This window comes from Marinobacter bohaiensis (assembly GCF_003258515.1).
GTDB lineage: Bacteria > Pseudomonadota > Gammaproteobacteria > Pseudomonadales > Oleiphilaceae > Marinobacter_A > Marinobacter_A bohaiensis.
Genome location: NZ_QGEH01000005.1, coordinates 202,296 through 220,480, shown reverse-complemented (window position 1 = coordinate 220,480; position 18,185 = coordinate 202,296). Strand labels below are relative to the sequence as shown.

Sequence of the window (18,185 nt, the reverse complement as noted above, 5' to 3'; positions counted from 1 at the left end):
ATTGTCGTGCGATGCGCACAGTATCCGTCCCACGGAAAATATCAGAAGGCGCCGGTGGCGGCAAAAGCTGTTGATCCCGGACGTCGACGCGCGTTGGTTGCGTCGTTAACAAGCCTGTCCGGGGCGTGTAAACTACCGGCGGCCTTCAAGACAGTACGGGACCCGAATGATCGTGCCATTGCTACCCTCGACTAAAACGCGTAACCGGATTGGCAGTGGCCAGGTGTGGATCGGGGTCCTCGCCGCCTCGGTCGTCAGCGCCCCGGCCGGCGCCCAGACCGCCGCCGAGATTGACTGGCGTCCGCGGGATCTTCTGCCCGAAGCCCAGCAGGAAACCCTGCCGGCCTATTGCGACGGCGGTTACGTGCAACCGGATCTGGGCGATTCCGGCTCGCCTTTGTTCACCAACGGCGGTAGCAATACGGAGCTGCCGATCAACGCCAGCGGCCGCTCCGCCCGCTACGAAATGGACACCCAACTGGTGCTCGACGGCGACGTGCGTTTGCAGCAAGGCTCGTTTACGGCCCGGGGCAGCCGTGCCACCTACGATGAAACGTCCGGGGTTATGGCGCTGGACGGGCCCATGACCAGCCGCGGTCAGGGGTTCCTGATGACCGGCGACTCGGCCCGTTACGACGCTAACAGCGGCGAAATGCAGGTCAACTCGGCGACGTTTCTGATCCATGAATCGGAAATGCGCGGTCAGGCCGAGCACCTGGCCCGTCCCAGCGACAACATCGTCACGATCCGGGACGGACGCCTGACTACCTGCTCGCCCCAGAGCAACGCCTGGGCCATCGTGGCGTCGGACATCGAGCTGGACCGGGCGGAAGGCTTCGGTACCGCCACCCACGTGCGCCTGGAAGTGCAGGATATCCCGGTGTTCTACTGGCCCTACGCCTCGTTTCCCATCGACGACCGCCGCAAGACCGGCTTCCTCTACCCGGCGTTCGGCACCGCCAACACCGGCAGCGGGCTGTTCATGTCCGTGCCCTATTACCTGAACCTGGCGCCCAATTACGACGCCACGCTCACGCCCCAGTACATCCATGGCCGCGGTCTGTTCAATGAAGTGGAAGGTCGCTACCTGAGCGAGTACGGCGAATCCGTGCTGCAGCTGGGCTACATCAACGACGACGAAGACTACGTGGACGAAAACCCCGGTGAGGACGGCAGTCGCTGGGGGCTGGACTTCACCAGCCGGGCGCGTTTTGGCAGCGGCTGGAGCGGCTACGCTGACTACTCGGTGATTTCCGACGACGACTACCTGAGCGACCTCAACCGCACCCTGGAGATCAACGAGGCCACGCACCTGACCCGCCGCGCCGGGGTTAGGTACAACGACAGAAACCAGTACTTCGAAGCGTACGCCTACGGTTACCAGACCATCGACGAGGACATCAGCGACGCCAACAAGCCCTACGCGCAGCTGCCGGAGATCCTGTACGACGCCAATTACCAGTGGGGCGTGGTGGAAACCAACCTGGAATCCCAGTACACCTACTTCTATCGGGACAACAGCGATCTGTCGGGCGTCGATCGGGCCAACGGCCAGCGCGTGCGACTGAGTCCGGAGCTGGCGCTCGATTTTCGCAAGATCTGGGGCTATTCGCGGCCGTCCGTCACGCTGGACTATACGCACTACGCACTGGAAGACTATACCGTCGACGGCGACAGCAGTATCGACCGCTCTATCCCGGTCTACGAGTGGGACAACGGCCTTTACTTCGACCGTCGCGACACCTTCTTCGACATTCCCTATAACCAGACGCTTGAGCCGCGCCTGTACTACGTCTACTCGGAGTACGAGGATCAGAGCGACATCCCGGACTTCGACACCGGCCTGAAGGACTTCAGCTTCGACAACCTGTTCAGCCCCAACCGCTTCAGTGGCGGTGACCGGGTGGCGGACAACAACCGCCTGACCGCCGCGGTGACCACCCGTTTCAACGATCTGGATACCGGCATCGAGCGGGCCCGTTTTAGCATCGGGCAGGTCTACTACTACGACGAACGCCAGGTCAGCCTGGACGGCGACGGCGCCGATACCCGCAGCGACTCGCCCCTGGCCGGCGAAGCGGTTCTGCGCCCGCTGGAGAACCTGGACATCCGGGTGTCCGGTCTGTGGGACCCGCGCGAGCGTCAGACCGAAGAAGGCCGCAGTCAGCTGGTGTTCCACTCCGATGATTACCAGTATCTGGCGACCCTGGGACACACCTACGATCGCGGCGATCGGGAGCAGATGGATATCGGCGCGGTTTTTCCGGTCTCAGACCACATCAGTCTGATTGGCCGCTGGCTGTATGATTCCCAGGAGGATCGCACGGCCGGCTCCCTGGCGGGCATCGAATACACTGACTGCTGCTGGAGCGTGCAGTTGGTCAGCCAGAATTACCTGACGGATGACAGCGAGCTGGAAAACCGCATCCTGTTCCAGATCCAGTTGAAAGGACTGGGCGGCAGCGGTGGCTCCAGCGATCGGGTCTCCGATGCGATCTATGGATTCAACGAGCGTGAAAGCCGACGCTTTGGCCGGAGCGGTTCCAGCACCTACTGAAACCCTTCGGAAACTGGACTACTGAGGTGAATATGAAGGCATTCCCGCGCCTGTGCGCACGTGTCATGGCCCTGCTGGTTTTCGCGGTGGCCGCCCAGACGGCAATGGCGGAACGCAAGCCGCTGGACCGGGTGATCGCCATCGTCGACGATGGCGTCATCCTGCAATCGGAGCAGGACAGCCGCGTACGCACGGTCAAGGCCCGCCTCAACGCGCAGGGCACCTCGCTGCCGCCGGATAACGTGCTGGAAGAGCGCGTGCTGGACCAGTTGATCCTGGACTCCATCCAGCTGCAGATGGCCGAGAAGATGGGCATGCGCATCAGCGATAACGAGCTGAACGACACCATGCAGAACATCGCCCGCCGCAACAACATGACGCTGGCCCAGTTCGAGGGCGCTCTGGCCAGCGAGGGCCTGACCTACCGCGAGGCGCGCGAGCAGATCCGTCGCGAGATGATCATCAGCCGCGTCCAGCAGCGCCGGGTGGACAACCGGGTGCGGGTAACCCAGCGCGAGGTGGATAACTTCCTGCAGTCCCAGGCCGGTCGCGAGAACAGCGGCGTTGAATACCAGCTGGGTCACATCCTGATCGCGGTGGACGATTTCAACGACGAGGCGGAAGTCGACGCGGCCCGCGCCAAGGCGGAAGCACTGCGCCAGGAGATCGCCGACGGCAAGGACTTCCAGCAGGTGGCGGTGGCCGAATCCGACGGTGCCAACGCCCTGGAGGGGGGCGTGCTGGGCTGGCGTACCGAGAACCAGCTGCCCTCGCTGGTGGTAGACGTGGCCCCGGAGCTGGCCGTGGGTGAGCCGTCCCAGGTGCTGCAAAGCGGCAGTGGTTTCCACATCGTGACGGTGCTGGACAAGCGCGGTGGCGACACCGGCAAGGTGATCGAACAGTCGAAAGTGCGCCACATCCTGATTCGGCCGTCCGAGGCGCTGACCGACGCCCAGGCTCAGGAGAAGATCAACGAGATCTACGAGCAACTGGAAGACGGTGCCGACTTCGCCGAGCTGGCGCGGGAATTCTCCGATGACGCCGTCTCCGGCTCCGACGGCGGCAACCTGGGCTGGGTCAGCCCGGGTGAGATGGTGCCGGCTTTCGAGCAGGCCATGAACGACGCCCGGGTGGGCCAGCTGAAAGGCCCGTTCCGCTCCCGCTTCGGCTGGCACATCCTGCAGGTTCAGGAGCGCCGCCAGAAAGACATCGGCGACCAGTTGAAAGAGAACGAGGCGCGCCAGGTGCTCTACCGCCGCAAGTACGAGGTGGAGCTGCAGAGCTGGCTGCGCGAGATCCGTGAAGAGGCCTACGTCGATATCAAGACCGCCGGCGCCGGCAACGACGGAGGTGCGGACGCATCATGAGCAAGCCGCTGACCCTGGCCCTGACCGCTGGCGAGCCCGCCGGCATCGGGCCGGACCTGTGCCTGCAGATCGCCCAGCGCGAGCGGTCGGCGGGTCTGGTGGTGGTGGCCGACCGGGCCCTGCTGGAAAGCCGTGCCTCGCTCCTGGGGCTGACCGTTTCCCTGCACGACTGGCGCCCGGGTGAGCCGGCGGCGACCGGCGCCCGCCAGCTGTCAGTGCTGACGGTGCCGGGCTTGCAGAGCCGCGAGGCCGGGCGGCTCGACGTCGACAACAGCCGCTATGTCTTGGCCACGCTGGAAACCGCCGCCCGCGGCTGCCTGGACGGCACTTTCGATGGCATGGTGACGGCCCCGGTGCACAAGGGCGTGATCAACGACGCCGGTATCGCCTTCAGCGGTCACACCGAATTCCTGCAGGACCTGTGCGGCGTTGACCGGGTGGTGATGATGTTGGCCACCGAAGGCCTGCGGGTGGCGCTGGTCACCACCCACCTGCCGCTCAAGGACGTGGCGGCGGCCATCACGCCCAAGCGCCTGAGCCAGGTGACGCGTATCCTGCACCGCGATTTGCAGACATTCTTCGGGCTCCCGGACCCGCGCATCCTGGTGGCCGGCCTTAATCCCCATGCTGGGGAAGGCGGTCATCTGGGACGTGAAGAGCTGGACGTGATCGAGCCGACCCTGGCGGACCTGCGCCAGGAGGGCATGACCCTGACCGGTCCGCTGCCGGCGGACACCCTGTTCACGCCCCACTGGCTCAATCAGACCGACGCCGTGCTGGCCATGTACCACGATCAGGGCCTGCCGGTGCTCAAGTTCAAGGGCTTCGGCAACGCCGTCAACATCACCCTGGGGCTGCCCATCGTCCGCACCTCCGTGGACCACGGCACCGCCCTGGACCTGGCCGGTAAGGGCACCGCCGATGCGGGCAGCCTGCGCACCGCCATTAACACCGCAATCGAGATGGCGCATTGTCGCCGGGAACAGAACCATGTCTAAACCGGCCGGCCATCAGGCCCGCAAACGCTTCGGCCAGAATTTCCTGCACGATCCGGGCGTGATCGAGCGCATCGTCAGTGCGATCCATCCCCGCCCTGACGACGTCATGATCGAGATCGGTCCGGGGCTGGGCGCGCTGACCGAGGAGCTGTTGTCGGTCAATCCGGCGCTGCAGGTAGTGGAGCTGGACCGCGACCTGATTCCGGTGCTGCGGACCAAGTTTTTCAATTACCCGGAGTTCCGCATTCACGAGGCGGACGCGCTCAAGTTTGATTTCGCCGAACTGGCGGCGGACAAACCGCTGCGGATCGTCGGCAACCTGCCGTACAACATCTCCACGCCCCTGATCTTCCACCTGCTGGGGCAGGCCGGTGTGGTGCAGGACATGCACTTCATGCTGCAGAAAGAAGTGGTGCAGCGGCTGGCGGCGGTGCCGGGGGACCGGCACTACGGACGCCTGGGCATCATGGCCCAGTATTTCTGCCAGGTGCAGCCGCTGTTCGACGTCGGGCCGGGCGCGTTCAAGCCGGCCCCCAAGGTGGATTCGGCCATCGTCCGCCTGGTGCCGCACCGGGAGCTGCCGTTTCCGACGCAGGACCTGAAGCTGTTACAGTCGGTGGTGAGGACGGCCTTCAATGCCCGGCGCAAGACGCTGCGCAAGGCGCTGGGCGGGTTGGTCAGCGCTGACCAGCTGCAGTCACTGGGGATTGATGACGGCTTGCGGCCGGAAAACCTGGCGCTGCAGGATTATGTCCGGATTGCCGATCATCTGGCCGGGCAGTAACCCGGGCCGGAATCGCCGACCCCGAATCGACAACACCGAACCAGAACCGATACAACCGCATCATGACCGACTATGCCGTAGGCGACATCCAGGGTTGCTATGAGCGCCTGATCGACGTCCTCGACAAGGTGGATTTTTCACCATCGCGGGACTGCCTCTGGGTGGCGGGGGACCTGATCAACCGGGGGCCGTCGTCCCTGGCCACGCTGCGTTTCATCGAGAGCCTGGGGCCCTCCGCCCGCGTGGTGCTGGGCAATCATGACCTGCACCTGCTGGCGGTGGCCTTGGGTGGCCATTCGGTCAAGCGCAAGGACACGTTGCAGGAAATCCTCGACGCCGAGGACGCCGTCTATCTGACCGACTGGCTGCGGCGCCAGAACCTGGCGGTCTATGACGAGCGTCGCGATGTGTTCATGAGCCACGCCGGGTTGCCTCACATCTGGACGGTGCCCGAGGCCATGGATTACGCCCGGGAGCTGGAGTCGGTGTTGCAGAGCCCCGACCCCGCCGGTTATTTCCGCGAGATGTACGGCAATGAGCCGGCCGGCTGGTCGGACGGGCTGACCGGCATGGACCGCTGGCGGGTGATCACCAACTACTTCACCCGCATGCGCTTTATCGCCGAGGACGGCCGCCTGGATCTGCTGACCAAGGATGCCGCCGCCAACGGACCGGACGGCTTCCTGCCCTGGTTCCGGTTCCCGCGGGATGACCGGACCCGGGTGATCTTCGGCCACTGGGCGGCACTGGAAGGGCGCACCGGCATCGACCGCTACATCGCCCTGGACACCGGCTGCGTGTGGGGCGGGCAGCTCACGCTGATGAACCTGGACAGCGGGGAGCGCATCCACTGTGACTGCTGAGCGCCGGATCCTGCGCTGGGCCCTGTTGTTGGGCGCTCTCGCCGCGCTGACCGGGGTTATGGCCGGAGCCTTTGGCGCGCATGGCCTGCGCCAGTCGGTGACGCCCCGCAGCCTGGAGGTCTTCCAGACCGGCGTCACCTACCAGATGTACCACGCCCTGGGGCTTTTAGCCGTGGCCCTGCTGGGGCTGGCGGGCCTGGGCCGGCGCTGGCTGACCCTCGCCGGCGGTTTCTTTGTGCTGGGCATCGTGCTGTTCAGCGGCAGCCTGTACGGGCTGGTGCTGCTGCAGTGGACGACCCTGGGCCCGGTCACTCCGATCGGAGGCCTGTGTTTCATGATCGGCTGGGTCTGTCTGATGATCGCGGCCGTCAAGCGACAACCGGAGGACGATCAACGTGTTGATCCAACTGAACGGTGAATCCCACGATCTGGCGGACAACGCCACCGTGGCCACACTGATCGACGAACTCAAGCTGACCGGCAAGCGGCTGGCGGTGGAGGTGAACGAGGACATCGTCCCGCGCAGCCTCCACGGCGAACACCGGCTGCAGGCTGGCGACCGGGTGGAGGTGGTCCACGCCATCGGCGGGGGCTGAGCCGGCGCGCCCGGAGCAATCCATTGACTGTGTATTCATCGACCGGCGGCTGCGTCCGCCGTTATCAGGACTGAACTATGACCGAGCCGAAACAGGACAAACCACTGGTTATTGCCGGACAAACCTACACCTCGCGCCTGCTGGTGGGCACCGGGAAGTACCGTGACCTGGAACAGACCGGCCAGGCCATCGAAGCCAGCGGCGCGGAAATGGTGACCGTGGCCGTGCGCCGCACCAACATCGGCCAGAATCCGGACGAGCCCAACCTGCTGGATGCGGTATCGCCGGAGCGCTACACGATCCTGCCCAACACCGCGGGTTGCTACAGCGCCAAGGATGCGGTGCGGACCTGCCGCCTGGCGCGGGAGCTGCTCGACGGCCACAACCTGGTCAAGCTGGAAGTGCTGGGGGAAGAGAAGACCCTCTATCCGAACATGCCCGAAACCCTGGAGGCCGCCGAGACCCTGATCAAGGACGGTTTCGACGTGATGGTGTATACCAGCGACGACCCGCTGCTGGCCAAGCGCCTAGAAGAGATGGGCTGCGTCGCCGTGATGCCGCTGGGCGCACCGATCGGGTCGGGGCTGGGCATCCAGAATCGCTACAACATCCGCATGATCGTGGAAAACGCCGAGGTGCCGATCCTGGTGGACGCCGGCGTGGGCACCGCTTCGGACGCCACCATTGCCATGGAGCTGGGCTGCGACGGCGTGCTGATGAACACCGCCATCGCCCAGGCCGGCGACCCGATCCGCATGGCCCGCGCCATGAAGCTGGCCATCGAATCCGGCCGTGAGGCCTACCTGGCCGGCCGCATGCCGCGCAAGGCCTACGCCAGCGCGTCGTCACCGATCGACGGCACCTTTTTCTGATAATCTTAATCCTTTTCACGTGCGGGGCCTTCGGGCCCCGCTCTTTAATGAAGAGGACAAGTCGCCGAAGAGCGGCCATCACGACAAACGCTGAAAAGAGCGATAACAACGGGGCTCAGCGCTGACCCCTGAAAGACGACCCAATAATCTTTCGGAGCTGGAATTACCGAATGACAGACAAAACACCGAGCCGCCGCGAGCGGATCCTGCAGACTCTGGCCGAGATGCTGGAAACCGACCCCGATGCACGGATAACCACTGCGGCGCTGGCGCGCTCGGTGGGGGTCACCGAGGCCGCCCTGTACCGGCACTTCCCCAGCAAGAAAAAGATGTTCGAGGCCCTGATCGACTTCGTGGAAGAGACGGTCTTCTCCCGCTGCCAACGCATCCTGCAGGATGAAGAAGACGCCCAGGCGCGGCTGCGTAATCTGGCCCAACTGGTACTGGTGTTCGCCCAGCGTAATCCGGGGCTGTGCCGCGTACTGACCGGCGATGCCCTGGTGGGCGAGGACTCGGCCCTGCGCCAGCGTGCCTCCCAGTTCTTCGAGCGCCTGGAAACCCAGGCCCGCCAGGTGATCAAGGAAGGCGAGATCCGCCAGGGTTTGCGCCCGGCCACCAGTTCCGCCCGTACGGCAGAGTGGTACATCACCCTGATTGAAGGCCGCATCCAGCGCTTTACCCGCTCGTCCTTCAGTCATCGTCCGGATGCCCACTTCGACGAATTCTGGAATGCCACCCAGCAGGGCATCTGGCGCGTCGCTGAGCCGGCCTGATCCAGGGCATCCTCGTCGTCTTTACGGGCGCAGATCCTGGTGAAGCCGCTACACTGAACGGGGTGGTCGAAGACAGGAAACCGGTTGCGACCGGGCGACGGCCACCCGATTGGGTCCCGGTCAAGGGAGGAGGCGAGCGCTGCAAAGGATCAGGATGTCCGGATTATTCCAGACGTGTGCAAGGATTCTGGCGATCGTCGCCGGCATGATGCTGGTGGCGACGACGGTCGACGCTGAAGACAGCGGGATGCCGGCCGATCGCATCGTGCGCATCGCCACCGGGGACTGGCAACCCTATGTCGACTCCGCCAAGCCGGATTTCGGGCCCCTGGGCCATGTCATTCGCACCGCCTTTGCGCGGGCCGGCTACGAGGTCCGCTACCGCGTTTTTCCCTGGACCCGCAACGCCCAGTTCGTGGCCACCGGCGAGCAGGACGCGATGATGCCCTACTACTGCTCCACGGAGCGGGCCCGGAAGTACCGCTGCAGCCTGCCCATTGTCAGCGGCGAGCAGGTCTTCTTCCACCGCGACGGTGAGTCTCTGGACTGGGATTCCATGGCGGATCTGGCCGACCAGACCATTGGCGCCACCTTGGGCTACTTCTACGGAGGCTCCTTCGAGCGGGCTGAACAGCGCGGCACCATCGCCGTCAAGCGCATTGCCGACGATGCGGCCAACCTGCGTCTGCTGCTGCGCGGCCGCATCGATCTCTATCCGCAGGACCGGGCGGTTGGCTACGGGATGATCCGCGCCAACCTGCCGGAGTCCCAGTGGCACGGCATTACCCACGATCCGCGTCCCCTGCACCGGGAATCCCTGCACCTGCTGTTCGGGCGCCAGGGCGAGCGGGGCAAGCAGCTGATGACGGTCTTTGACCGCGAACTGCGCGCCATGCGTGACAGCGGTGAGCTGGAGCGGCTGCTCAACCCCATCTACGCCGACCAGCGGGCGGTGCGCGGCGCGCCGGCGAGTGACGCTGAGCCGTCAGGCGTTGTGCAGTAGCGCCTGCAGGTCGTCGAACAGGGCGGGGGCGCTGATCAGGATATCCTGACCCCACAGGTCGTCCGGATAGCCTTCCGGCACGGTGTTGAAGTGCCCGCAGCGGGCCCCTGCCTCCAGCGCGATCACCCGCGCCGCCGCGAAATCCCAGGGACTGACGCTCTCGTAGTAGGCGTCCAGGCGTCCCGCCGCCACCCAGCAGATATCCAGCGCCGCTGAGCCGATCCGCCGCAGGTCACGGCAGTTGTGGATCATGGCGTCGAGCCGGCGCAGGAGCGGTGCCAGGGCGTCCTTGGTGTAGGGGAAGCCGGTGGCGAACAGCGCTTGGCGCGGGGTGTCGGCGCCGCTGTTACGAATCGGCTGGCCATTGAGGGTAGCGCCGTCGCCGAGAATGCCGCGGAAGGTCTCGCCGGAGAAGGGCGCGTGCACCACGCCCACCCGTACCCGGCCGCGTTCGGCGTAGGCGATGGACACAGCCACCTGGGGATGGCCGTAGGCGTAATTCACGGTGCCGTCGATCGGGTCGACGATCCACAGGGGGGTGTCCAGGTTCTCCGCCTGGCTCCGGTCTGGCGCGGTTTCCTCGGACAGGATGCGGTGGTCGGGAAAGCGCTCGCGGATGGCCTTGGCGATAAGCTCGTCGGCCATCACGTCAGCGTGGGTGACCAGTTCGGTCTGGTCCTTGTAGTCGGTGCGCAGCGTGTTCTCGCTGCGTTCTCGGGCGATCAGTTCGCCGGCCTGGCGGGCGATCTGCTCGGCAAAATCGGCAATGTCGGACAGGGACACGAGAGTTTCCTTCGATAGTTGCGCGGTTATCGGGATAGCGTGGTGGGAACAAGCATGCCTGCCAGGGGTGGCAGGCACAATGCCGGCGGGATCCGGGATGACCGATCCCGCCGGCGATTCGACGCAAACGGTCGGCGTCAGAGAGCCTTGAGCCACTGCTCCAGCTTGTCCATGGCCAGGATCAGGCGCGGGCAGGCCTGGTCGATGAACGCGTCGTCCAGGTCGCGGTCGGCGAAGTCGTTGCCGGCCAGGCGCAGGGCTTCGCTGCCGTCGAAGTCGACGAACGCCAGGCGCGCACTCAGCTTGTCCGGCACGAAACCGAAGTCGCTGGCCGGCAGGATGGCGATGCCGGTGTCCTCGAGCAGGGCCTTGCACAGCGCGGCGCTGGTCTTGATGTCGTGGTCGGCCAGCGCGTCCCGGTACTCGCAGAAATCCGGGAACAGGTAAAAACCGCCCTGGGGTTTCTGACACCAGATGTTCATGGCCTCCAGGCGCCGGTGCAGGTATTCACCCAGCACCTTCAATACCCGGCGCGACTGCTTCAGGTACTCGTCGATGTCCTCGCCGCCGTTAAACGCGGTAATGGCGGCGTGCTGTATGGGCGAGGCGGTGGAGGTGAAGGTCTCGCTGGCGATGATGGCCATGGCGTCCTGCAGCGGCCGGAGCTCTTCCGGGAACACGAAACAGCCCAGGCGCCAGCCGCCGGCGCCGGCCCACTTGCTCAGGCCCGTGCTGATGATGGTGCCCTCGGGGTAGTAGCGGGCGATGGACTTGTGCTTGCCCTCGAAATGCACTTCCCCGTAGATTTCATCCGACAGCAGGATGATGCGGTACTTGCGCGCCACGTTGGCGATGGCCAGCAGTTGCTCGTCGGTGTAGGTGCAACCGGTCGGGTTGGACGGGTAGTTGAGGATCAGGATACGTGGCCGGGTCGGATCGTCGCGGCAGATGATGTCCAGCTCCTCGGCGGTCAGCTGCCAGTTGTTCTCGGCGTGGGTCGGCAGCCAGTGCACCGAGCGGCCGATGATGCGTGCCTGGGGTGCGTAGGATACCCAGCTCGGGCGAGGGATCAGCAGATCGCCGTAATAGGCCAGCTGCAGGATGAACAGCAGCTCCTTGGAGCCCGGGCCAATGAGGACGTCTTCCCAGGTGGAGCGGGCATGCTGGCTTCGGTTGATGTAGCCGGAGATGGATTCGCGCAGGCCCTTGAGGCCTTTGACTGGCAGGTAGTCCTTTTCGGCGGCGTGCTCGCGCAGGGCTTCGGTGACCCGCTCGGGCACCGGGAACGGCGACTGGCCCAGGCCCAGTTTGATGATGTCGCGTCCCTGCTGGCGCAGGTGGTTGCTCAGTTCGTTGATGCGCAGGGTGGCGGACGGCTGAATACCGCGAACGTTCAGGTTGATGGCATAGCGGTGGTCGGTTTGTATGTCCATGGCTCCGGTCTTTGTGTGGGGCGTGATTCCGAAGGAATCTCCAAACAGGCACCGAGACGGCCTGCTGTGGCACGCAGCGTCCATCGAGGGACGCCGGTGCCTGTTCAGCGGTTCCAGAACCAGTATAGAAAATCGCCACCGCGGATGAAGCCATTACCGCATAGGTGATTGCCGAAATATAAACCGCAACCAGATTAGTCGGTCCGGTCGCAGGTGAGCGCCTTCAGTTCCTGATTGAAGACACGCTCGTTCTCGCTGTAATCCACCGGCACATCCACCAAGTGGACGCCGCCTTTATCAAGGGCTTTGGCGAGGGTGGGCGCTAACTCGTCGGCGCTCTCGATACGATGGCCGGTGGCGCCATAGGATTCGGCGTAGCGGACGAAATCCGGGTTGCCGTAATCCAGGCCGAACGATTCAAAGCCGTCCTGTGCCTGTTTCCACTTGATCATGCCGTAGGCGCTGTCGTTGATCAGCAACACCACGATGTTGAGGTTCAGGCGCACCGCCGTTTCCATCTCCTGGCTGTTCATCATGAAGCCGCCGTCGCCGCAGATCGCCATGATTTTCTTGTCCGGGTAGAGCATGGCGGCGGCCATGGCGCTGGGCAGGCCGGCGCCCATGGAGGCCAGGGCGTTATCCAGCAGCACGGTGTTGTTGTCGTAGGCCTTGTAGTTGCGGGCGAACCAGATCTTGTACATGCCGTTGTCCAGGGCAATGATGCCGTCGTCGGGCATGACCTGACGCACGTCGGCGACAATGCGCTGGGGCAGCACCGGGAAGGCGTCCGAATCGACCCGTTCTTCCAGGTGGTTTTCCACCGACTGCTTGACCCGCATGAATTCGGCGAAGTCGTGGTGCTCGCAGGCGCCGCAGTGCTCGGCCAGCCACTCCACGCTGTTGGCGATGTCGCCCACGACTTCGTGCTGCGGAAAGTAGACCGGGTCCACGTCCGCCGGGCTGAAGTTCACGTGGATGACCTGCTTGCCGCCGGGATGCATGAAGAACGGAGGCTTCTCCACCACGTCGTGACCGACGTTGACCACCAGATCGGCGTGGTCGATGGCGCAGTGCACGAAGTCGCCGTCGGACAGGGCCGCGTTGCCCAGGTAGCGCGGGTGGCGTTCGTCCACCACGCCCTTGCCCATCTGGGTGGTGAAAAAGGGAATGCCGGTGGCCTCGACCAGGTGGATCAACGCTTTGGAGATCCGCTTCCGGTTGGCGCCGGCGCCGATCATGATCAGCGGATGACGCGCCTTGCGGATCAGGTCACAGGCCTGTTGCAGACTCTTGCTGCTGGCGGTGGGGCGGCGGGCATCGCTGGGGCTGAAAATGTGGGTGTCCGGCTCGGCGTGTTCCGCCGCGATGTCCTCGGGCAGCTCCAGGTGGACGGCGCCCGGGCGCTCCTCGGTGGCCAGGCGCACCGCCTCGCGCAGCTTGGCCGGTATGGTGTTGGCGTTGGTGATCTGGCGGGTGTACTTGGTCAGCGGCCGCATCAGGTCCACCACATCGAGGATCTGGAACAGCCCCTGCTTCGACGACTTGATGGGCTTCTGGCCGGAAATCATCAGCATGGGCATGGCGCCAAGCTGGGCGTAGGCGGCGGCGGTGACCAGGTTGGTGGCGCCGGGTCCGAGCGTCGACAGGCAGACCCCCACGCGTCCGGTGAGGCGGCCATAGGTGGCGGCCATGAAACCGGCGGCCTGCTCGTGGCGATTGAGAATCAGGCGAATGCTGGAGTTGCGGATTGATTCCAGCAGGTCCAGGTTTTCTTCCCCGGGTACGGCGAAGATGTACTCCACCTTTTCCTCTTCCAGTGCCTTAACGAAAAGATCCGAGCCCTTGATGGGTGCGTGTCCGGTCATGCTGGCTCCCTGTGTCGCAAATGGTGGGGCCATTCACTATGAGCGATGGCCTTACCCTCAGGCAAGCGGGCGGCGTTACCGGATTGTCAGGGGCGCGGGTGATCGCCGTCAGTGGAGGTCGCTGGGCGGCATGCGGTGGGCGTCCAGCTGCAGGTGCTCGATGCGCTTGCCCAGCAGGATGGCGCGGCCGGTATAGCGCTCCTCCCCGGTGGCGGTGAACTCGAACAGGAAACGCCGCCACACCCGGATGCGGCCTTCCGGATCGCGCTTGAACCAGAGACCGCGCAGGTAGACCGCGTCGTCGAGCAGGGTCACGTCCATGCGCTTGCAGTAGCGACGTGCGGCGTCGAGCACCAGGTCCTTGATCTCCTTGGCGCGCCACCAGTACCAGGCCAGAAACCCGAACAGGAACAGCAGGGTCAGGTCGAACAGGGTCACGGTCAGTCCCGGAACTGTCGGCTGGCGCGGAACGGGTGGGCCTCGTAGGTGCCCAGGATGCGCAGGTCCTCGGCGAAGAAGCCCAGTTCCTCGATGGCCAGCTGCAGCGGGCGCTGGTCCACGTGGCCCTCGATGTCCACATGGAACTGGCTGGCGCTGAGTTGTGACCCGAGGATGTAACTTTCCAGCTTCACCATGTTGACGCCGTTGGTCGCGAAGCCACCCAGGGCCTTGTACAACGCCGCCGGAATGTTGCGCACCCGGAACACGATGGAGGTGATGTAGGCCTTCTGCGGATCGAACGCCGGCTGGATCTCGGTGCCGGACAGGATGATGAAGCGGGTGGTGTTGCCCCGTACGTCCTGGAACTGGTCGTCGAGGATTTCCAGCCCATACAGCTCCGCCGCCAGGCTCGAGGCGATGGCGCCCCGCGAGCGGTCGTTGCCCTCGCTCACCAACAGCGCGGCGCCGGCGGTATCGAGCATGGCTTCGGCGTGCATGCCGGCCTCATCGATGTGGCGGGCGCACTGGGCCAGCGCCTGGGGATGGGAGGACACGGTTTTGATGTCCTCGGCGCGGGCGCCGGGCAGCCCCATCAGGCAGTGGTTGACCGGTTCGAAGTGCTCGCCCACCAGGTGCAGTTTGAGTTTGGGAATCAGCCGGTAGATCTCTTCCACGCGGCCGGCGGTGGAATTTTCCAGCGGGATCATGGCGCGGGCGGCCTGGCCGGTCTCGACCGCGCGCATGGCGTCGAGGAAACTGGGGCAGGGCTGCACCGGCTGGTCCGGAAAGACTTTCTGGCAGGCCAGGTGCGAATAGGCACCGCGGTGCCCCTGGAAGGCGATGGCGGCGTCGGCGGGTAAATCGTGGCTCATGGCGGTATCCTGATCCGGTAAGGCCGGGCCAGCTTAGCAAAGCTGGTATCCTCCGCCCATCATACTGGTTTTGAACGGTTTCGGGAGTCTGACACAGCATGCACTGGATCCTGGGAATTGGCCTGACGGTATTGGCGTTCTATATGCTGCGCCACTGGGGCGACCTGCCGGAGGAGAAACGCAAGGCCTACCTGTTCCGGGGCCTGGCCGGTGGCTTCGTGCTGTTGATGCTCCTGCTGTTGCTGACCGGGCGGATCCACGTGCTGGTGGCGGCGGTGGGCGCGCTGCTGCCGTTCCTGCGCAAACTACCGGCCCTGCTGAAATACCTGCCGCTGGCGAACCGGCTGTACCGGGATTACAAGGGCGGGGCGAATCAGGGCCAGCAGCAGGCCGGTGGAACCGGGGCGCGCCCCGGCAGCGGGCGGATGAGTGTGGAACAGGCGCGGGAGATCCTGGGGCTGGAGGCGTCGGCCTCGCGGGACGATGTCATTGCCGCCCACCGCCGCCTGATTCAGAAAGTGCATCCGGATCGGGGCGGCAACGATTTCCTCGCGGCCCAGATCAATGAAGCCAAGGCGGTCCTGCTGGACCGCCAGGCCTGACTCACATCATCTGCATTCACATCACTTCGACCTTCACCTCGAAGTGCTGGGAGCGCTGGCTGCTGCCGCCCACCTCATAGGTAATGCCCGACTGGTTCCCGCCCTGGCGGGTTTGCGTGCTGCCCAGCTCGAACCAGTCCCCCGGGGCAACACGGCGCATGGTCACGACGCCTTCGGTTTCGTAACCGGCGGGCAGGTCGCCCTGGGGCGTATTGTCGAACGCCATGATCTGCAGCTGGATCTGCTGGCGTGAGATCACCTGCGGTGTGATAACGAAGCCACTGCTGATATCCACCTGATCGAGCAGTACCGCCGGGTTAAACCCGCCCTGCACGGCGACCGGCAGCGCCCGCACCTGGCCGGACTTGATGTGGGCCGACTGGCCATCCTGCACCACCAGGGTCTGCTCCTGGTTGCGCCGAGTGGTGATGACCTTGTTCTCGGCCTGCACCGACACGTTGCCGTTATTGATGGATACGCCACCGCCCTGGCGCTGGCCGCTGCGGCCCTGGCCACTGCGTACGGTAATCCGCAGCTGCACCGGCGCCACATCCATGGTGCCGATCAGCTGTTCGATCTCGTTGAGCACCTGGGGCTCGGCGCGGACCGCCAGGTTCTGGCCCTGGGCGGTGACGTTGAGCTGGTCCTGGGGATAGAGCTGGCGCAACTGGGCGGCGATGTCATCGGCCGGCCGGTTGTTCAGCGAAAAGGTCCGCAGTTGAGGAGCGGCCAGCGCCGCGTGGGTCATGAGCAGAAGCAGCAGGGTGACGAGCCCGCGGGTGAACACGCCGTCTTTGAACATCCATGAATCTCCGGTGGTTGCAATGTGATCAGAGTGCGCTATGATGCTGAGCATGATGACTTCACGTGACGCCTGTCAATTTCACTCTGTAGCGGCTGCTGGTAACCCGGCGGGCGTTGTGGCGTCCGTGTACTTTTGGTGGTTTGCCTATGGCTTTTATTTTAGCCAGAGGTCGGGCCACGCGTAGAAAACCTTCACAGATTCAGAAGGCGGCCCGGCGGAAACCCAGGCTGCCACCGGACTTGAAAAGCCCCGATCGGCAGCCAGCCATCGGGGCTTTTTCATTTCGGACTGAAAGGACGTGAAAGGACACAACCATGAGTAGCGAAGCTCAAGCACGCAGACAGCTTCTTTGCAGCCGACGGCTCTCCGGCCAGAACGGTTGGCGATTTATCAGCGGCTGGCGTTATTGAACGTCAGCCTGCGGGTTTTACCGATTTCTGATGATTGCCAATACGTTTCTGAACCGGAGTACTCATGATGAACATGCCACTGACAGCCACCGACACCACCATCGATCAACGATCGACCCTGCCCAGCGAAACCGCGACCCAGACCGTCGTAAAACTGCCGACGCCGGCGCAGCTGCGCCAGGAGCTGCCGCTCAGCGCCGACCTGGCGCGCCAGATTGCCGAGCACCGGGAAACCGTGCGCCGGGTGCTGCTGGGCGCCGACCCGCGCATGCTGCTGGTGATCGGTCCCTGCTCGGTGCACGACGAAGTGGCCGCCCTGGAATACGGCGAGCGCCTGGCGCGGCTGGCGGAGGAGATCAAGGACCAGTGCGTGGTGGTGATGCGCGCCTACGTCGAAAAGCCCCGCACCACCGTCGGCTGGAAAGGTCTGATGTACGACCCGGAGCGCACCGGCGAGGGTGACATGGCCCAGGGGCTGGTGCGCTGCCGCCGGCTGCTGCTGAACCTGGCCAACCTCGGCCTGCCGCTGGCGACCGAGGCACTCAACCCGGTGGGCTTCAGCTACCTGGAGGATCTGGTGAGCTGGACCGCCATCGGCGCTCGCACCACCGAATCCCAGCTGCACCGGGAAATGGCCTCCGGCCTGCCCATGCCGGTGGGCTTCAAGAACGGCACCGACGGCAGTGTGGGCATGGCGGTCAACGCGATGAAGTCCGCCGCTCACGGCCATCACCGTCTGGGCCATGACGACGACGGCCACCCGGCCATGATCCTGACCCCGGGCAACCGCGACGTGCACCTGGTCCTGCGCGGCGGCCGCGGCATCACCAACTACGATCCCCAGAGCATCGCCGCGGCGACCGCCGCCCTGCGCGAAGCCGGCGTGATGCCCTCGGTAATGGTGGATTGCAGCCACGACAACGCCCAGAAACAGGCGCACCGCCAACTGGATATTGCCCGCCACGTCATGGCCCAGCGCGGCGCCGGTAATACCGACATCCGCGGGCTCATGCTGGAGAGTTTCCTGGAGGAAGGACGCCAGAATGACGGCGAGGAGCTGATCTACGGGTGCTCCATCACCGACCCCTGCCTCGGCTGGGAGCAGACTGAAACGCTGCTGCAATCGCTGGCGGCGATGGGGCGGAATCCGTAGGGCGTTGC

18 protein-coding genes are annotated in these 18,185 nt (G+C 64.8%); 12 read left to right on the top strand and 6 right to left on the bottom strand.

The features are described from left to right. The first annotated feature begins 172 nt into the window (after positions 1–172). From DKK67_RS19240 to DKK67_RS19195, 10 genes are all read left to right on the top strand, one after another. On the top strand, positions 173–2,557 hold the full coding sequence (locus tag DKK67_RS19240) for an LPS-assembly protein LptD (RefSeq protein ID WP_407657888.1): 2,385 nt from the start codon (positions 173–175) through the stop codon (positions 2,555–2,557). 32 nt (positions 2,558–2,589) lie between these two features. After that, positions 2,590–3,924 (top strand): peptidylprolyl isomerase, encoded by a 1,335-nt coding sequence (locus DKK67_RS19235; protein ID WP_111498139.1) that lies wholly within the window; start codon positions 2,590–2,592, stop codon positions 3,922–3,924. Then, positions 3,921–4,922, top strand: a complete 1,002-nt coding sequence (gene pdxA / locus DKK67_RS19230) for a 4-hydroxythreonine-4-phosphate dehydrogenase PdxA (protein WP_111498138.1) — start codon at positions 3,921–3,923, stop codon at positions 4,920–4,922. Before DKK67_RS19235 ends, pdxA begins: the two co-directional genes overlap by 4 nt. Further along, on the top strand, positions 4,915–5,706 hold the full coding sequence (rsmA, locus tag DKK67_RS19225; protein ID WP_111498137.1) for a 16S rRNA (adenine(1518)-N(6)/adenine(1519)-N(6))-dimethyltransferase RsmA: 792 nt from the start codon (positions 4,915–4,917) through the stop codon (positions 5,704–5,706). Before pdxA ends, rsmA begins: the two co-directional genes overlap by 8 nt. Before the next feature lie 62 nt (positions 5,707–5,768). Next, positions 5,769–6,569, top strand: a complete 801-nt coding sequence (locus DKK67_RS19220; RefSeq protein ID WP_111498136.1) for a symmetrical bis(5'-nucleosyl)-tetraphosphatase — start codon at positions 5,769–5,771, stop codon at positions 6,567–6,569. Further along, positions 6,559–6,987, top strand: a complete 429-nt coding sequence (locus DKK67_RS19215) for a DUF423 domain-containing protein (protein WP_407657887.1) — start codon at positions 6,559–6,561, stop codon at positions 6,985–6,987. The genes DKK67_RS19220 and DKK67_RS19215 overlap by 11 nt, the downstream gene beginning before the upstream one ends. Then, a complete protein-coding gene (gene thiS / locus DKK67_RS19210) occupies positions 6,965–7,165 on the top strand; it encodes a sulfur carrier protein ThiS (protein WP_111498135.1) in 201 nt (66 codons plus the stop codon). Before DKK67_RS19215 ends, thiS begins: the two co-directional genes overlap by 23 nt. A 77-nt stretch (positions 7,166–7,242) precedes the next feature. After that, positions 7,243–8,037, top strand: coding sequence for a thiazole synthase (locus DKK67_RS19205; protein WP_111498134.1), 795 nt, complete (start codon positions 7,243–7,245; stop codon positions 8,035–8,037). Positions 8,038–8,207: 170 nt separating this feature from the next. Next, positions 8,208–8,810, top strand: a complete 603-nt coding sequence (gene slmA, locus DKK67_RS19200) for a nucleoid occlusion factor SlmA (protein ID WP_111498133.1) — start codon at positions 8,208–8,210, stop codon at positions 8,808–8,810. Positions 8,811–8,964: 154 nt separating this feature from the next. Continuing rightward, positions 8,965–9,813, top strand: coding sequence for a substrate-binding periplasmic protein (locus DKK67_RS19195; RefSeq protein ID WP_228160711.1), 849 nt, complete (start codon positions 8,965–8,967; stop codon positions 9,811–9,813). Here DKK67_RS19195 and DKK67_RS19190 read toward each other — a convergent pair. From DKK67_RS19190 to DKK67_RS19170, 5 genes are all read right to left on the bottom strand, one after another. Further along, the gene (locus tag DKK67_RS19190) at positions 9,796–10,596 is read right to left on the bottom strand and encodes an inositol monophosphatase family protein (RefSeq protein WP_111498131.1); all 801 of its coding nucleotides are present in this window, start codon (positions 10,594–10,596) and stop codon (positions 9,796–9,798) included. The two genes, DKK67_RS19195 and DKK67_RS19190, sit on opposite strands and share 18 nt — an antisense overlap. Positions 10,597–10,733: 137 nt before the next feature. Then, entirely contained in the window at positions 10,734–12,029 is a 1,296-nt protein-coding gene (locus tag DKK67_RS19185) for a pyridoxal phosphate-dependent aminotransferase (protein WP_111498130.1), read from the bottom strand. 194 nt (positions 12,030–12,223) lie between these two features. After that, positions 12,224–13,894 carry an acetolactate synthase large subunit gene (locus DKK67_RS19180; protein ID WP_111498129.1) on the bottom strand — a complete coding sequence of 557 codons (1,671 nt, stop codon included), beginning with the start codon at positions 13,892–13,894 and terminating at the stop codon, positions 12,224–12,226. Positions 13,895–14,002: 108 nt separating this feature from the next. Then, a complete protein-coding gene (locus tag DKK67_RS19175; RefSeq protein ID WP_111498128.1) occupies positions 14,003–14,332 on the bottom strand; it encodes a DUF3301 domain-containing protein in 330 nt (109 codons plus the stop codon). A 2-nt stretch (positions 14,333–14,334) separates the two neighbouring features. Continuing rightward, a complete protein-coding gene (locus DKK67_RS19170; RefSeq protein WP_111498127.1) occupies positions 14,335–15,207 on the bottom strand; it encodes a prephenate dehydratase in 873 nt (290 codons plus the stop codon). Positions 15,208–15,305: 98 nt separating this feature from the next. Here DKK67_RS19170 and DKK67_RS19165 point away from each other — a divergent pair, with 98 nt between their 5' ends. Further along, on the top strand, positions 15,306–15,809 hold the full coding sequence (locus DKK67_RS19165) for a DnaJ domain-containing protein (RefSeq protein ID WP_111498126.1): 504 nt from the start codon (positions 15,306–15,308) through the stop codon (positions 15,807–15,809). Positions 15,810–15,825: 16 nt separating this feature from the next. On the opposite strand, the gene DKK67_RS19160 is transcribed toward DKK67_RS19165, so the two are convergent. After that, positions 15,826–16,611, bottom strand: a complete 786-nt coding sequence (locus tag DKK67_RS19160) for a secretin N-terminal domain-containing protein (RefSeq protein ID WP_111498125.1) — start codon at positions 16,609–16,611, stop codon at positions 15,826–15,828. Between the two features lie 480 nt (positions 16,612–17,091). Here DKK67_RS19160 and DKK67_RS19155 point away from each other — a divergent pair, with 480 nt between their 5' ends. Beyond that, a complete protein-coding gene (locus DKK67_RS19155) occupies positions 17,092–18,177 on the top strand; it encodes a 3-deoxy-7-phosphoheptulonate synthase (RefSeq protein WP_111498163.1) in 1,086 nt (361 codons plus the stop codon). Positions 18,178–18,185 lie beyond the last annotated feature (8 nt).

Bases quoted from the DNA above. Each gene is read 5' to 3' on its own strand.
- DKK67_RS19235 (WP_111498139.1), top strand. From the start codon at position 2,590: ATGAAGGCATTCCCGCGCCTGTGCGCACGTGTCATGGCCCTGCTGGTT.
- pdxA (WP_111498138.1), top strand. From the start codon at position 3,921: ATGAGCAAGCCGCTGACCCTGGCCCTGACCGCTGGCGAGCCCGCCGGC.
- rsmA (WP_111498137.1), top strand. From the start codon at position 4,915: ATGTCTAAACCGGCCGGCCATCAGGCCCGCAAACGCTTCGGCCAGAAT.
- DKK67_RS19220 (WP_111498136.1), top strand. From the start codon at position 5,769: ATGACCGACTATGCCGTAGGCGACATCCAGGGTTGCTATGAGCGCCTG.
- DKK67_RS19205 (WP_111498134.1), top strand. From the start codon at position 7,243: ATGACCGAGCCGAAACAGGACAAACCACTGGTTATTGCCGGACAAACC.
- slmA (WP_111498133.1), top strand. From the start codon at position 8,208: ATGACAGACAAAACACCGAGCCGCCGCGAGCGGATCCTGCAGACTCTG.
- DKK67_RS19195 (WP_228160711.1), top strand. From the start codon at position 8,965: ATGTCCGGATTATTCCAGACGTGTGCAAGGATTCTGGCGATCGTCGCC.
- DKK67_RS19185 (WP_111498130.1), bottom strand. From the start codon at position 12,029: ATGGACATACAAACCGACCACCGCTATGCCATCAACCTGAACGTTCGC.
- DKK67_RS19180 (WP_111498129.1), bottom strand. From the start codon at position 13,894: ATGACCGGACACGCACCCATCAAGGGCTCGGATCTTTTCGTTAAGGCA.
- DKK67_RS19170 (WP_111498127.1), bottom strand. From the start codon at position 15,207: ATGAGCCACGATTTACCCGCCGACGCCGCCATCGCCTTCCAGGGGCAC.
- DKK67_RS19165 (WP_111498126.1), top strand. From the start codon at position 15,306: ATGCACTGGATCCTGGGAATTGGCCTGACGGTATTGGCGTTCTATATG.
- DKK67_RS19160 (WP_111498125.1), bottom strand. From the start codon at position 16,611: ATGTTCAAAGACGGCGTGTTCACCCGCGGGCTCGTCACCCTGCTGCTT.
- DKK67_RS19155 (WP_111498163.1), top strand. From the start codon at position 17,092: ATGAACATGCCACTGACAGCCACCGACACCACCATCGATCAACGATCG.